Raw genomic sequence first — 15365 nt, forward strand, 5'->3', positions numbered from 1 at the left:
CAATGATTATGTACTTTCTCCCGCCTCCTCCGGTACACCGCCAGATGAACCGCCACCGGCAGGATAGCCATATTTGCACACAAATACAAAAGCCCGCCTATTTAGTGCGGGCTTTTGCATGTATATTTTTGGCTGGGCAAATAGGTTTGGGAGTCTAACCTTTCCTGTTGGGATTCTCCATTTATTTCTACTGCAAACAAATAAGATATTCAATTTTTGTATTTTAATATAAGCCAAAGCTCATACCACATAGATTTTGATTTGTCTATTTTCAAAAGGAAGATTTCGTGATTTTCAGTTTTCAAATAAACTTTGTCTGTTTTTATAATTAATTCAGAATTAATTACAAAAAGTATTTCATCGCAGGCTTTACGATATTGTTCTTCTCTGGTATTTGTCCATTGTGCTTTGTCAAGTGAGGAACGTTTTTTCATAAAGTATCTATCTAAAATTGCAGCTAACGTCAAAGCAGTGAAGCGGTTGGGGGATGTTATTCCGACGCCCATTGCTTACTGACGCTGAACTAAGTTACAAAAGATCATGATATATTCTACTGTCGCTCAGAATTCCTACAACCGGAAATGATGCTGGGATATTTGAAGTAGTTGAAGAACGTTATTCCAGAGCCCCAAGCGCTGCAATGTAATTTTGGTGGCAGTTTTTATTCTTCGTCTGACAATATTTTGATTATTTCGTTCGTGAAAAAAAAGTCAATAGTTGCATTGTCAATATTGGGACTAATATTTGTCGTGATATGAGCAAATTCGTCTCCAATGTCGTAGCCCCAAGCAATATTCCAAATAGAAATTTGTTTGCCGTTTTTCAATTCGACTTTTGTTTCTACTCCGTCACGACTTTGAAAAATGTCAATGATATTTTTGTCTTTATGTTCTATATGTACCAAGCTATTTTATTTTGTAGGATTTACAAAATTGCAGTCTTCGTATTCGATTATTCGATTTCCTGCAGTTGTTTGAATTTCAATTTTTGCCCTTGTAACTTTAAAGTCGTTTCGCTCTGTTCCAAAGTCTTTTTTTATTTGTCCCAAATTTACAATTGTTAAAATAGTAGGTTGTCCGAAATATGGTATTTCATCAATGTTGTAAAAAATAACTTCAGTAAATCTTAAAGTTCTTGGTTCAAAAATATTGTCTTCCCTATTGGTTGGAAAGTCTAACAGAAAGTCAAGATAATGGTCTTGGGTATTTTCTGTTACACTTAATATTTTTGAGTCGTGTAATGAGTAATCGTCAATGTTCATAGTGTGTCTGGTAAAATTGCCACCAAATCAAAAATAGACGAACTAAATACCCTTACCAAAAAAAATGCGTTATTGATAACCAAAGCTTTTGTAGTGCGTTTTTTAAAATAGATGGTGCGGCTATTTTTTTACCATTTAATATTCGCCTTCTTCCAACAGGCATCAAAGGGGCTTATACTATTTGCCAATGGTGGTTTAGGGTGGGATACCGGATGGCTTTCTCTGGCGCCTTTTTGAAATTTGCTTTTTGAGAAAAGTCCAAAGTAAGGGCAACAGCCCAATGACCAAACTTGTAATAAAATGAAAGTCATAGTTGATTTCGTTGTAGTGCAATCTTCTAACTCCGTCTTGACAAGCTGTACACTCATCAACATACCCTGTACTGTCAATATAAGTCGACACAAATGTTGTGATGAAAAAGAGCAGAATTGTCAAACTCAAATAAATTAGTCGTCTTCTTTTACTTTGTCCATATAATAAAACAGTCAACGAAACAGAAAAAAGTCCGAATGCGGCAAGCATATATGGACTTGCAAACAAATGGAAGTCTTTTGCTATAAACTTTATTTTGGCACCTTGAAAGAAATTAAAGAAGTGTCGAACAAGCACTCTGTAATTATTTTCAAAATAGAAAGCAATAACAACTGTCAAGATGAAAACAAGTAACAGAAGAAGTATAGCTTTTAATTTGTCCATTGTCGATTGTCTAACAATTTTTGTAAGTGTCTGTCAAGATATTGTTTAGAAAACGGATGCTGCTTTAAGCTTGCCGCCAACTCAAAAATAGCCGAACTAAATACCCTTTCCAAAAAATGTGTTATTCTGCTGCTTTTGTTAGCAGGGGGAGAAAGCCCCCTTGCTTACTCGACTGTGCATTTGCTTTTTTTACACCGATAAAAAGTGAACGCTAAAATTTAGCTTTATCTCTGTCACAATAATATTTTGCTGGCCCGATTATACAACTTTCCTGATAAGTCCCCTTGTATTTGGGGCTATAGGTTGTGTCACCCGTATTACTAATATGCCGAGTAATAACTGGTGCGTCACCATATTGAATTTTATAAACCTTGTCAGCTCGCTTGCATATTGGACAAATAACTTTGCCTAAAGCATTTCGTTTAAGTAGTCCAGGAATATAAAATGCCATTTCGTTTGTGTCACTTTCAAAGGTTGTCACAGATGAAATTAATAATGTGTCTAAGCCCAAACCAGTACAATAAAAGTCAAACGATTTTTCTTTTTGTGGAATGATGGTTATTTCAAAGTCACCTTTTTCGTCAGTCAAAACCTTTGCTAATATTTTATTGTCAGCTTTTACAAATACAATAACTCTGTCAACAAATGCAGAATTATCTTTAGAATTATTCTTTAAGTGCCCAATTATGGTTACAGGATTAGTCAAAAATCTGAAGCCCAAAAGAAGTGCCGCAAAGAGAATTGTCGATATGTAAATTGTTAACCGCAAATGTTTGTTAAATTGATGCACAACTCAAAAATAACCTAACTAAACAGCCTTTCCAAAAAAGGTGTTCTTCTGCCGTGTTTGTTAGCAGGGGGCGAAATGCCCTTTGCTTACTCGACAGGTGACAGTTATTTAATTCCAATTTCATTTTGCCATTCATATAGTCCACCAGTCTCAAATACGTTTCCTGTGAGAAATCTTTGTAGAAATTCCGCCAGAGAAGTTGTTATTGTTTTGTCCGGGTAGCTACCATTAAAAATTTCAAATTGTCCGGTTATAGCCCGTCTAATTCCCCACATGTCCGAATAAATCATATACTCCGCAAAATAGAACCAGTTATCCCCATAGTCTTGTTGATGTTGTCTGATGTCTTGAAGTGGAATTATATTAAAGATGTCCTCATTACAACCAAAACCATTGCAAGTCAAATAAAACTCTCTAAAATCATTAGGCAACTCAAAACCGATTTGACTTTCAAAATTAGCAATGTCCGTAATGGTAGCAGGCGGATTAACCTCAATGCCGTTATCTTGATGTTTATTCATTATCAAGGCGACCAATTCTTTCATGTTTATTATCGTCTGGTAAATTGCCACTAACTCAAAAATAGCCGAACTAAATAGCCTTTCCAAATAAAATGGGTTATTAATAACCAATGCTTTTATAGTGCGTTTTTTTAAATAGATGGTGCGTTTATTTTTTTACCGTTTAATATTCCTCTTTTTCCATAAGGCATCAAACGGGCTTATACTATTTACCAATGGTGGTTTATGATGATATAAGTACCCAACGCTGCAAAGGCTTGGCTGCATATTTGCGGTAGAGTGGGGGAGCAGGACTTAGGGTAATCTCATTAACAATTCTAATGCTCTCCATTAACTCCTTACACAGAAAGGTATTTATTATAAGTTCCAGGTCACCCTTCGGAAGACCAGGAACAATGTGGGCATAGCTTCAATCAAGCAATACTTTTAGAAATGCAATTGTTGTTTGCTGCTTTGTTGTTTGAGCCATTTGTAAGCGTCCAAACATTTGTCCATCTTCTGTACTGAAAACCAAAGTGCACATTCCAAATCATCCTTTTCTTTACGTAGTTTTCCAAGGATTTGTCCACTAAGAACGGTTTCACCAACTTTTCGGTTTGGTTTTGAGAGTCCACTATATATGAGAAAATAGTCGCCAAACTTTGTCATTATTGTGTAATTACCATTTATCTCAAATACACCTTTAATTATTCCTTTAAAAGATGCTTTTACCTCACTTGCACTATCTGTTATAAATGTCAAAGAAGAATCAGTCCTGTCAAAGAAGTGAGCATGTCTTCTGTCATCCATGGACACAATTTTCTTATAAGAACTTAATGGAATAGATAAAGATCCCTTTGCTCGTTCAAATGTGTCATTTGTAGATGGCTGACCAAATGAATTTGTAAAACAAGCATTAAATACAAAAAGTAAAAAGCAGGTTGTTAAACGTTTCATAGTAAAATAGCAAACAACTCAAAAATAGACGAACTAAATAGCCTTACCAAAAAAAAGGCGCTATTGATAACCAATGGTTTTATAGTCCGGCTTTTAAAATAGATGGTGCGTTAATTTTTTTACTATTTAATATTCTGCTTCTTCCAAAAGGCATCAAAAGGGCTTATACTATTTACCAATGGTGGTTTATATTGGTACAAGTACCCAAGGCTGCAAGGGCTTGGGTGTGTACTTGCGGCAGAGTAGGGGAAGATCAATTGTGGAGCCAATATTTCTCAAGCCTAATAAGGCTAGGCCTAATGTTCCCACTATATGTTTTCTACTTAAAACCTTTCAAAATTAGATACCCGTCTACCAAAATGTTATCTGCTAACTTTTCAGATACTAAACTGAAATTATCTATATTCAAGTATTTGTCATTTCGGTAATATACTGTTACACTTTTAGCACTATCAGAAATGATAGCAAGTACAATTTTGTTATTAATAAAATACAAAGTTCTCTCTGTTATAACTGAGTCACAACCATTTGTATAACTAAGTTGATATATTGTTTTTGTCTGAGGGGCTTTATAAATATCTGCAGAACCTCCACTTCCATAACCAATGTTGTTATTAAGACATGAGTAATGAATAATTTCGTGCAAGAGTGTAGTAGCAGGATTTGAGTAATAGGAGTCTATAAGTGAATCAACAAATAATCGGTGATGCTTTACAATATCTACGTATGATTGTATCGATTGACATTTTAAATCATTGGATTTAATAAAAAGGATTAAAGCCAGCAATGACAATTTTATATAAGTTGCTTGTGTCATTTTACAATTTAAACTAACTCAAAAATAGCCGAACTAAATAGCCTTTCCAAAAAAAATGCGTTATTGATAACCAATGCTTTTATAGTGCGTTTTTTAAAATAGATGGTGGGTTTATTTTTTTACCATTTAATATTTCCCTTTTTCCAAAAGGCATCAATGGGGCTTATACTATTTACTAATGGTGGTTTTTTCGAAAGCCCAATAGATGTAATGGAATATCAGGCGCAGGTAATTAGTAATTCGGCTTTAAATTAAGCTTGTAATTAGGTGTAAAGCCATAAAATTTACCCCACACTTTTTTGTTGTAAGATATAGTTGTGTTTGAATCAAGCGACAGTCCATTTTTTGAATTAATAAAAAAGAGAGTTGGAATATAACTGAATCTTTTATGTTCGTCCTCTTGATTATAGTCGTAAACACCACAATAAACTCTTTGATTATTTGAATTTATAAATGTGGAGTCAAAGGAAGGAATTACGGTTTTGCTAACAATCTTTGAATTTTCTATAACTAAATCGAGTATCAGGTTTTTATTTGGGCGTTCATTCTGTTCGAGAAGTAACTGAAATTTATTTGGGCCAATTTGTGATACAATTGGATAATTCTTTTGAACAAATTCAAATTCCGTTAAAGAATCTGCTTTATAAATAACTTTTCCATTAATCTCACATTTCATGTTGAATACATAATCTGGAACTTCGGTATCAATAAGACCTGTTACAACAATTTCATTAGTTAGTTTCTTTTTGAATGGCTTTGTTGCCTGCGCGTCGATCTTCAATCCGAACAAGAAAGAAATGAATAGTAAATAGAAATATTTCATGAATTTTTTACTTGCGTCTAACTCAAAAATAGAAGAACTAAATAGCGTTTCCAAAAAATGTGTTCTTATGCTGCTGTTGGTAGCAGGGGCGAAATCCACTTTGCTTACTCGACTAGCTGCTGACTTTAATTCTGTCAATTATTGATGCTACATTTTTTCTATTCCTTCCCATTGATACAACAGAACTTCTTTTCTCCAAGTCACAAATACTGTTTATTAAAACTCTTCCTTTGTCAAACAAGATAGTTATTTGTTCTCCCCAACTACCTGACCAAATACTTGGATTCGTTTTAGCAAAATAAATGTGGCTATTTTTTGTTTCAACTGACCACTTTTGTTCTATACTTAAATTGTCAAGTAATTTTATTATTTCATCTACACTAAGGTTTGTGTCTATACTTGAAAAATTTAGTCTTTTCTTTTGAAGCCTATAAAACAAGAAGGCGAAAATTAGTGGTTCTACAAAGAAACCAATTGTCCAATTGTCAATGTTAATCTTGCCTCCTTTTAAAATGTAAGAAAAACTTACATAAAGACTTATTACGGAAATGCAAATCAAAAAAAGCACTATCCCATAATGAGAAAACCTGTCCCAGTTATTAGTCAGTTGTAATTGGTTTGTGTCAATTGATTTTTTAATTTGCTCTGGTGTCATACAAGCTTGCTCCTAACTCAAAAATAACCTAACTAAACTGCCTTTCCAAAAAATGCATTTTTCTGTCGCTTTTGGTAGCAGGGGGCGAAATCCCCCTTACTTACTCGATTGGCAGCAGTGTTATTTCGTCTTGTGAAATTTAATTGTCTTTAGAGCCAAAAGAAATAATTTTTCGTTTGCTGGTTTTAAATTGACGCCATACAAATTAAATCTTTCAACGTCAGCGCCGCCTTGCCATAAGCTGTCAATGTAAATACCTGTAGTTCCAATACCTGATTGTATTGGATAAACAATTTTGGCCTTGCGTCCATCAATTGTGTCCCACGAGATATTATTCTTCCTGAATTTGTCTGGGTCAATGCCTTTACGGCTTTCAATAATAATAAATTGAGAAGTGTCAAGCACATCCATATATTTTAACATTGAGCGTTCAATTATTTGCGGCTCGGATTCTGTCAACGTGTTTGAGTACCAACCTAAGTCAAAATCTATTGTGTCGGTATTGTCAATTGCAATTCGTCCAATGTAACTGTCTGCTCCTTGTGCTTTAATTTTTGTCCAACCGTTTGGCGTCACAATAGAAAATGAGCCAAAGTCCAAAGTCTGATTGTCCGCCTTTGGTTTGTTGTCTGCACAACCGATGATTAAAAGGAATAAAAGTCCTGGGATTGTTTTCATAAACGTGAAGTCTCTAAACATTGCTACCAACTCAAAAATAGACGAACTAAATACCTATTCCAAAAAAAGCGTTATTGATAACCAATGCTTTTAAAGTGCGTTTTTAAAAATAGATGGTGCGTTAATTTTTAAACCGTACTTTTTTAGCAAAGCTTATTGTAGTGTTACACCCAAAACCGGCTTTTTTCCCAAAAGCTATTTGGCTGCCAAAAATGGTGTTTTGTTCGTGTTTTCTCTATGTTTCCTTCGTACCTGCTTCGGTGTCGCTTCGGTGCCGCTTCGGTGGGAAGCGAACAAGACACGAAGCGATAGCGAACAAGAAGCGAAGGAGCACCGAACCACACTTGTTTTGGCCAAGGTTTTTTTTCCCCTTTTTTTAGTATTCCTTTACCATAACGGGGATTAAACATAGTTGTTATTCTGTACGCTTTATTAAAAGCCCGGTAGAATCCCAACCGTACAAGTTTGTGACACAACAAGCCATGCAATGGAATACCATTGCCGGGAACAAGATATTTCCGTCAGGGATTAAAAAGAAAGGCATAATTTAACTTTGCAATTATCGAGCCGCAGAGTCCCTGCCACACGCAGAGCAAATCTTAGGAGACTCGGCGGAGAAGGAAGCAGGGAAGCTTCGGAGAATGAAAATTGGGAATTTTTTTGAACCCTGTAATTTAAATTATTATGTATAAATACTTTTTTATCGCGATTTTTTTATTGTCTTCATCATGCAATCCGTGGATGAAAAATTGTATAAGATTTGGTACAAAAGATAATAAAAAAGAACTAATTTTTTATACTACAGATTTATTTGAAGTTGATGGGAATAGATTATATGGTGTTTCATTAATTATTACAAATTATGAAAATGGGTCTATGAAACCTTATGATTTTGTTACGCTTGCAAAATCTTATCTTGATACATCAAGTATAAATGATTTACCTATAGGGGTTATTACTTTTTTGGGGCAAAAGAAAGGAGATTGCCTACCTGGTTATGAATTTATTGAAGATAATCAGGTTGCTATTAATACACATTCAATAATTAATGTTTACTATGATGTTTATAATAAGGATAGTATTAAAAGAAATCCTAAGCAAATCTCATCACTACAGTTTTGGTATAAAGGTGAAATGGGAAAATCAATTAAATTAAATAGTGTTGAAAGGGTTGATTCAATTATGCATTCTAAAGAATTTGTTGATAACGGATACTAAATTCTTTCCCTTCTTCGCCATTGTTGGTCGCCTGCCCAACAACAATGTGCTTAGGTCTTCACTACGGTAAAAGATGCTTAATAATCCGAACGTACAAGTGTGCGACGCAAGTAAAGCCCATTATGGCTGCATTGCCCGGCCCATACATTTGTCTTTTCTTATAGCCTGCTAAGTGAAAATGGGGTTGTTTTTATTGCAGTTGCTGAACGATTAGATCTACTATTTGCGCTGCATTTTTTGGCTGCATTAATTGCTGGTGATTACAATAGATTGTTTTTTGTATCAACTTTTTAGAACTATGTGGCTGCCAATTGCTGCCATGCTGTTTGTGGCCTATATGCTCCAGACTTTTTATAAACAGTATGGGCGTGTTGGTATTGAGTTGGTGTCCATACTGCACCAAATAATTGATGCCATTACTATAATTGGCGCCATTGATTTTTTGGCTGTTGATAGCCCGTTTTTTTTGCCTGTGCATTTGAATGGCCTGCCAGGGTAACTGCCAGCTTTTTTGGCTAATGGCGGTTGTTAGTATGTTTTTAATAGTTTGCGTTTTTGTGTTGTTGGTATAGAGGGCATAGTTAAAATAATGTGGGGTATCTATCATTACCAGCAGTTGCGCATTGGGTAATTTGGCCGATAACTGAAAAGCCATATACCCCCAAAAGCTATAGCCCACCAATATTAACCCGTTTTGGGTGGATAATACGGAAAGGCATTGCTCCATAATTTGCGTGGCGGCCCGGGCATTGTTAAAGTCTGCAATGGCAAAAATGTTGATGCCAATAACTAATAAATTATAACTGGCTAATGCTTTGTTTTGAAAGCAATGTTGGTAGGTGCCGGCATTTTGCAAATCAATAAAACAAATGGTTTTTCGGCCGGGAATATATTGGTTAATGTATTGGTGTGTAATGCTGTTTTGAAATAAGTTATAACTAAGGTATTTGGCCAATAATAGGGGCGTAGGGCAGGTAAAAATGGCGTGGTTGGGTATTTGCGTGTTTAGCTGCTTTTCTAGCTGGTGAATGCAAACAAAACAGTTTAATGAGTCGCCACCCAAATCGGTAAAATAATTACTGTTTAGGCTGGTGTGCTGTATACCCAACACCTGATTAAAAACATCCACAATGGTTTGCTCAACTGAACCAAGTTGTTCCATTGCATTTGGTGTAGTGGCATTGCCTAAAACCAGCTTTTCCAGGCTTTTTCTGTCCAGCTTTCCGGTATGGGTTACTGGTAAATGATCTATACGCGTAAAACTATGTGGCAGGTGCGATTCGGGTAAAAGATTTCGCAGCTGTTCTTTTAATTTTTCTATATCTGGCTGATGAGGCGATTGAAAGTAAATTTTTATTTGTTTTACCCCCGTTATACCGGTTTGAATAATGGCCGCTACCTGTGTAGCATGGGTAATTTGTTGTATGGTTTTTTCAATAAACTGGAGGTTTATTTGTATGCCATTGATTTTGCTGGTAAAATATTTTCGGCCGGTAATAAATAAATAGCCTTCGTTATTGATATAACCCATGTCGCCGGTATGGTAAGTAATTTGTTTGCCGTTTATTGAAAAAGCTTGTGCAGTGGCTGCGGCATTGCCTGCATATGCCCGGGCAATATAGGCGGAGTGAACCGCAATTTCACCCACTGTATTTGCTGCACAGGCATTGCCCTGCTTATCCAGTATAACAATGGCTTTGCCTTGTACCACTTTACCTGCCGAGGTGAGGAAATTACCGGCGTTTTGTCCGTTGGTAATTTTTACCTCGGTAATGGTTCTGGTTTCAGTGGTGGCATAGGAAATTTGTAAAATGGTGCCAGGTAAAAATTGATGGGTAAAAAGCTGTACATCCTCGTCAGTAACCGGTTCTGCGCCAATGGAAATAAATCTTATATGGGGAACATCAGTAAAAGAATGATGTAAGGCAAATAAGGTTCTGAAAGAGGAAACAGAAAGGGTGCTAAAGCTGATATATTGTTTTTGCCAAAACTGTTTTAATTGGTGAATGCCTTCTTTTTTTATATTAAACATACAAATGGTGGCGCCTGCCAGGAGGGCAGGAAAAATACAAGCCAGCGAAGCGCTAAACGAAAAGGAGAAAACCAAATCTATACGGTCAGCAGCAGTAATATTATTCGATACAATTTGCCGCATGGTATCGTTATCAATATTTTCTGCGGCATGTATTACTATTTTTGGGCTACCCGTACTACCCGAGGTACTAAAAGCGCAAAAAGGCATTTCATTTGTATAGTTAGCGGCAAGTATTTCCAGTGGCGCTTTTGTTGTATTAAAAATCTGCGCTGTTTGCAAATGCGGTATTTGCTCCAAACCAGCAATAACACCGGCATCATCTGTAATAATTGCTTTTATATGCAGGCCAGACTGATCAGCCAAAAAATGCTGATTATCTTTTGTAACAGATAAATAATAATTGCCCGAAAATACAATGCCCAATATGGCGCTGATATGCGTTATACCATCTTCAACTACAATGGCAATGCAACCCCCTTTATATTCATTTGCTTGTATTGCTTGTGCAATGGCCAGCGACTTTTGCAATAATTGCTGATAACTGATTTGCACATTGCCATCGGTAATGGCAATATGCTCTGTATTGGATAGCAGCGATTGATATAGTTTATAAACAAAGCTCATATTGGTCAAATTCCCGTTCTTTTGTCATGTGCAAGGCCTGCATATTGGCTAAGCTAATACCATTTTCATAAGCATATGAAATTACTGATTGTACTGCCTTATCCTGCAGGCATTTATTTAACCTGAATGCCAGTGCTGCTTTATGATAATGCTGATTTCTATGTTTGGGAATTACTGCGCCGCCAGCCAAAAAATAATGGTGGTTACTGCCATATAAAACCACAATACCTACATATTCATCCTTGTTTTGCATCAGGAATAACTCATTGCCGGGTATGGTAAGCAATCCTTTAAAATTGTTGCAAACTTCGTCAATATCGCGGCCGATGGCTTCAAAGCCTTCCAGATAAATGGCAGTAAAATCCCGAATATTGTTGGCATCGGTTTTTATAAAGCTAACGGCATTTAGATAATCAACAGGTACTGGCTGGTACAAAGGAAAATTGGTTTTTACAATACACGAGGTGGGCCTGTAATGATTGGCCAGCAATAATTTGCGGCTGTCAGCACAATCTGCCGGTACAATAATGCGGTACTTGTTAATTTGCCGGCTGGTATAAAAGCTTTCAATATTGGCCAGGTTGTTTCTAAGTAAAGGCTGGTTATCTGCACCAAAAGCGTAATTAAAAAAATCTACCTGTTTAAATGAAAAATGTACCCAATTATTATGCTCATGAATTACAATATCGTTTTGTAAGGGGTTTAAACGCTGGTATGTTTCTAAACGCTGCCAATCGTACGCGAAAAATAATTCCATTCAAGAAAATGTGTTATTGGTTTTTATCCTGTACAAGAAACTGTAATATAGTTAGCGCTTTTAGAATATGCAAACTGATGGTGTAAATAAGTGCATAATTTTTTAAATAGTTGTTAGCCGGGCTGTATTGCTTTGGGCATCGCCGCTTGCGTCGCACACTTCGGGGTTCTTTCTTTGTGGCAACAAAAAGCAATATGTATGTATAAGCTGGACTGGAGGGGAAAAAAAACCGGGCCTTATAAAACCCGGTTTTACTTTTTCATGGGTTAGCCATTTATCTTACCATTGCCTGAGAATAAATAATTACCAAATCGCCCTGTTCTACAATTTTTAAATCGTTGGCAATATGGGCCAATAGCAGGTTTACATTGCCGGATGGCTGCCAGCCTTCATTCATTTGCTGATTTACTTTTTGGGTAAATTCATAAATATTCAGTTCGCTTAAAATTTGATATTCTTTGTATGCCATTGTATGTTTTTTAATCAAAAATAATAGTTTTATTTCAATTCCTATTAAATTAGTAGGAAATAAAATTTTACCACATTTTACTTATGATATCTGTTGGTTAGCTTTTTGGCTGTTAAAAGCCCATTAACCTTCCTTTGTACAAGTGTGCGACGCAAGCGGTGATGCCATTTGTACCAATGCCCGGCTAATATTGGCAATTATTTTGGAAGAAACTCTGTTTATGCTTTAAACCTTTTTACTTTTCAGCGTCATACCTATATGAAAAGCATATTTAAAATACTGGTTATAATAATGGCTGTTGTTGCTTTTAACGGTTGCGCCACCTCGGCCTCTGTGGCGGTTAGACCGGCATATCGCAGGCCACCTGTAGTTGTTAGACCAATGGTACAGGTTAGGCCATATTACAGACCCTATTATTATACACCACGGTATCGCGGGCATTACCGCAGGTACTAAACATTTTTAGCATTACAATTGGGTATATAGCGCTTTCCAGTTAAAAGGATAGCGCTTTTTTATTGGGTGCAGGTTTGTTGCTTATGGTATATACATAACAATACAGGTGTTCATATTAAAAAAACACCTGGATTGTACGAAATTTTTTTTGTGAAACGCCGTTTAAGCTATGTTACCAGTTAAAGCTGATATCCTGTTCAAGATCGGGATGAAGGCTTTTAGCTACGGGGCATGTTAAGCCTGCATTTTGTAAAATGGTTTTGTCTTTATCGCTAAGTTGCAGGTGAGCAGGGAAATTGAGTACTACTTTAATACCACCCACACGTCTTGGTTCGGCCTTCATTATTTTGGTAATATCAAGCGTGGTGCCGGTAAGGTCAATATTCATATCTCTTGCTTTAATACCCATAATGGTAATCATACAATTGCCTAGAGAAGTGGCTAATAAATCGGTAGGAGAGAAACGTTCTCCCTTACCCTGATTATCCAATGGGGCATCTGTTTCAATAGCAGTGCCGCTTTGCAAATGTGTAGCTTCGGTTCTTAAAGCACCTTTATAAATTATTTGAGAAGTCATTGTACTAATTTTGCCTAAATTTACGACCAACAAATTATATCATGATAAAGAAGATTTTTTTGCTACTGATGATTAGCCCGGTTACGGTTTCTTTATTCGCTCAAAATACCACTACAAATAGTAAGGATACTACTTTATCAGCAAGAGAAATAAAGAGAAATGAACGCAAGGAGAAGATTGATAAACTGATAAAACTGGAAGAAGAAGGCGCAATGGTTTTTTCCAAACAAACCGCCTGGGGCGTAAAATTAAATACCGATGGCTGGGGATTTATTTACGAACACGGTAAATATAAAACCATTACCAAAACCAATGTATGGTGGTTGCAATTTGATGAGCGTAAAAGCCCTAAGGAAGAAAAAGTATCTACCGGTCAGGATTTTGGCGGTGGCTTTTTATTGATAGGTAACCCTTTTGTTTTTGGTAAACAAAACAATTTCTATTCTTTAAAAGCCGGCTTAGGCCAGCAAAGGCTGATAGGAGGAAAGGGTAACAAAAACGGTGTTGCCGTATCAGCCATTTATGGTGCCGGTATTTCGTTAGGGTATCTTAAACCTTATTATATCGCTGTAAGAGACACCGCATCAGGTGGAATTATAGATATAAAATATTCCGATGCTACTGCCAACACCTTTTTAGACCCCACCGCCATAACTGGTGGCGCCGGTTTTGGGAAAGGCTTTAGCGAAGGCTCTTTTGTACCTGGTGTGCAGGCCCGCCTTGCCCTTCGGTTTGATTATGGCAGGTTTAAAGAGCTGTTATCTGCCATTGAAGTAGGCGTAAATGCCGAATACTATACCAAAGAAATGCCCATAATGGTTGATAATCCTGCCAAAAAATTCTTTTTCAACGGTTATATCGCCTTTGAATTTGGAAAAAGAAAGTAACCTATTTTTGCGTTTTACTTTAATCAATGCGTTTTATCTGGTTTTTTGTGAACCAAAAACCTGCGCTTTAGTTAATTACATTGACTTTAATAAAACGCATATACACTATTAAAATGCTGGAACTTCCCGTTGTAAATACTGTTGATACGGCTACCACCCGTATAAAAAAACCTGATTGGCTTAGGGTTAAATTACCTATTGGCGAAAGTTACAAACATGTTCGCGGACTGGTAGATACCCATAAACTTCATACTATTTGTGAAAGTGGTAACTGCCCAAATATGGGCGAATGCTGGGGCGAGGGTACCGCCACATTTATGATTTTGGGTAATATTTGTACCCGTAGCTGCGGTTTTTGTGCGGTAGCTACCGGCAGACCCGACCCTATAGATTGGGATGAACCACAACGTGTTGCAGAAGCTATTCACCTGATGAAGGTTAAACATGCGGTAATTACCAGTGTAGACCGAGATGAAATACGCGATGGGGGCTCCATCATTTGGTACAATACCATTAAGGCCGTAAAAGCACTTAACCCCGGTACTACTTTAGAAACCCTGATACCCGATTTTAAGGGTCAGGCCGAAAATATTCAGCGGGTAATTGATGCAGCACCAGAAGTAGTAAGCCATAATATAGAAACGGTAGAACGCTTGTCTAAGCAAGTAAGAATACAAGCCAAATTTCGCCGCAGTATTGATGTATTGCGTATTTTAAAAGAAGGTGGTATGCGTACAAAAACAGGTATGATGCTGGGCCTTGGCGAAACCAAAGAAGAAATTATACAGGCTATGGAAGACCTTGCGGCCGCACATGTAGATGTACTTACACTTGGCCAGTATCTGCAACCTACTGCCAAACATTTGCCGGTACACCGTTTTGTTCACCCCGATGAGTTTGCCGAACTGCGTGAAATTGGTTATCAGCTTGGTTTTGATTATGTAGAGAGTGGCCCGCTGGTGCGTTCATCCTACCATAGCGAACGCCATGTAATTCAAGGCTATGGCAGGCAAAAATGGGAAGCAGAAAAAGTGCCCTTTATAAACGATTAAAAGATTATAATTTTTATACAAACCTGTATTGCGCTCAATACAGGTTTTTTTATTGTTAGCCGGGCTATTAAAGCATTAAGCAGCTTTACTTGCGTATTCTAAGTTTAAAAAAG

The 15365-nt window shown here is 36.7% G+C and carries 18 protein-coding genes; 3 read left to right on the plus strand and 15 right to left on the minus strand.

Annotated features, from left to right (window positions below; translation table 11 throughout):
- Positions 1–209 precede the first annotated feature (209 nt).
- The 11 genes from GD597_RS21460 to GD597_RS21510 form a co-directional block, all read right to left on the minus strand.
- A complete protein-coding gene (locus GD597_RS21460) occupies positions 210–434 on the minus strand; it encodes a hypothetical protein (protein WP_171609979.1) in 225 nt (74 codons plus the stop codon).
- 227 nt (positions 435–661) lie between these two features.
- Positions 662–904, minus strand: coding sequence for a hypothetical protein (locus GD597_RS21465; RefSeq protein WP_171609980.1), 243 nt, complete (start codon positions 902–904; stop codon positions 662–664).
- A gap of 6 nt (positions 905–910) precedes the next feature.
- Entirely contained in the window at positions 911–1261 is a 351-nt protein-coding gene (locus tag GD597_RS21470; RefSeq protein WP_171609981.1) for a hypothetical protein, read from the minus strand.
- 195 nt (positions 1262–1456) lie between these two features.
- Positions 1457–1957, minus strand: a complete 501-nt coding sequence (locus tag GD597_RS21475; RefSeq protein WP_171609982.1) for a hypothetical protein — start codon at positions 1955–1957, stop codon at positions 1457–1459.
- A 211-nt stretch (positions 1958–2168) separates the two neighbouring features.
- The gene (locus tag GD597_RS21480; protein ID WP_171609983.1) at positions 2169–2747 is read right to left on the minus strand and encodes a hypothetical protein; all 579 of its coding nucleotides are present in this window, start codon (positions 2745–2747) and stop codon (positions 2169–2171) included.
- Positions 2748–2851: 104 nt separating this feature from the next.
- Positions 2852–3355, minus strand: coding sequence for an SMI1/KNR4 family protein (locus GD597_RS21485; protein WP_171609984.1), 504 nt, complete (start codon positions 3353–3355; stop codon positions 2852–2854).
- Positions 3356–3694: 339 nt separating this feature from the next.
- Positions 3695–4204: a M23 family metallopeptidase gene (locus GD597_RS21490; RefSeq protein ID WP_171609985.1), complete on the minus strand. Its 510-nt coding sequence runs from the start codon at positions 4202–4204 to the stop codon at positions 3695–3697.
- A gap of 319 nt (positions 4205–4523) precedes the next feature.
- Positions 4524–5021: a hypothetical protein gene (locus tag GD597_RS21495; RefSeq protein ID WP_171609986.1), complete on the minus strand. Its 498-nt coding sequence runs from the start codon at positions 5019–5021 to the stop codon at positions 4524–4526.
- Positions 5022–5253: 232 nt separating this feature from the next.
- A complete protein-coding gene (locus GD597_RS21500; protein WP_171609987.1) occupies positions 5254–5982 on the minus strand; it encodes a hypothetical protein in 729 nt (242 codons plus the stop codon).
- Positions 5957–6499, minus strand: a complete 543-nt coding sequence (locus GD597_RS21505) for a hypothetical protein (RefSeq protein WP_171609988.1) — start codon at positions 6497–6499, stop codon at positions 5957–5959. The genes GD597_RS21500 and GD597_RS21505 overlap by 26 nt, the downstream gene beginning before the upstream one ends.
- A gap of 120 nt (positions 6500–6619) precedes the next feature.
- Positions 6620–7177, minus strand: a complete 558-nt coding sequence (locus tag GD597_RS21510) for a hypothetical protein (RefSeq protein WP_171609989.1) — start codon at positions 7175–7177, stop codon at positions 6620–6622.
- 684 nt (positions 7178–7861) lie between these two features.
- On the opposite strand from GD597_RS21510, the gene GD597_RS21515 reads away from it, so the two are divergent.
- Positions 7862–8395 (plus strand): hypothetical protein, encoded by a 534-nt coding sequence (locus tag GD597_RS21515; protein ID WP_171609990.1) that lies wholly within the window; start codon positions 7862–7864, stop codon positions 8393–8395.
- A gap of 190 nt (positions 8396–8585) precedes the next feature.
- Here GD597_RS21515 and GD597_RS21520 read toward each other — a convergent pair whose 3' ends face one another.
- From GD597_RS21520 to GD597_RS21535, 4 genes are all read right to left on the minus strand, one after another.
- A complete protein-coding gene (locus tag GD597_RS21520) occupies positions 8586–11054 on the minus strand; it encodes an AMP-binding protein (RefSeq protein WP_171609991.1) in 2469 nt (822 codons plus the stop codon).
- Positions 11038–11811, minus strand: a complete 774-nt coding sequence (locus tag GD597_RS21525) for a hypothetical protein (protein ID WP_171609992.1) — start codon at positions 11809–11811, stop codon at positions 11038–11040. Before GD597_RS21525 ends, GD597_RS21520 begins: the two co-directional genes overlap by 17 nt.
- Before the next feature lie 274 nt (positions 11812–12085).
- Complete coding sequence (locus tag GD597_RS21530; protein WP_171609993.1) at positions 12086–12280, minus strand: DUF1737 domain-containing protein; 195 nt, start codon at positions 12278–12280, stop codon at positions 12086–12088.
- A 628-nt stretch (positions 12281–12908) separates the two neighbouring features.
- On the minus strand, positions 12909–13313 hold the full coding sequence (locus tag GD597_RS21535; protein ID WP_171609994.1) for an OsmC family protein: 405 nt from the start codon (positions 13311–13313) through the stop codon (positions 12909–12911).
- Positions 13314–13354: 41 nt separating this feature from the next.
- On the opposite strand from GD597_RS21535, the gene GD597_RS21540 reads away from it, so the two are divergent.
- Positions 13355–14200, plus strand: a complete 846-nt coding sequence (locus GD597_RS21540; RefSeq protein WP_171609995.1) for a hypothetical protein — start codon at positions 13355–13357, stop codon at positions 14198–14200.
- 113 nt (positions 14201–14313) lie between these two features.
- Positions 14314–15252, plus strand: a complete 939-nt coding sequence (lipA, locus tag GD597_RS21545) for a lipoyl synthase (protein WP_171609996.1) — start codon at positions 14314–14316, stop codon at positions 15250–15252.
- Positions 15253–15365: the final 113 nt, after the last annotated feature.

The organism is Limnovirga soli (assembly GCF_013106755.1).
GTDB lineage: Bacteria > Bacteroidota > Bacteroidia > Chitinophagales > Chitinophagaceae > Limnovirga > Limnovirga soli.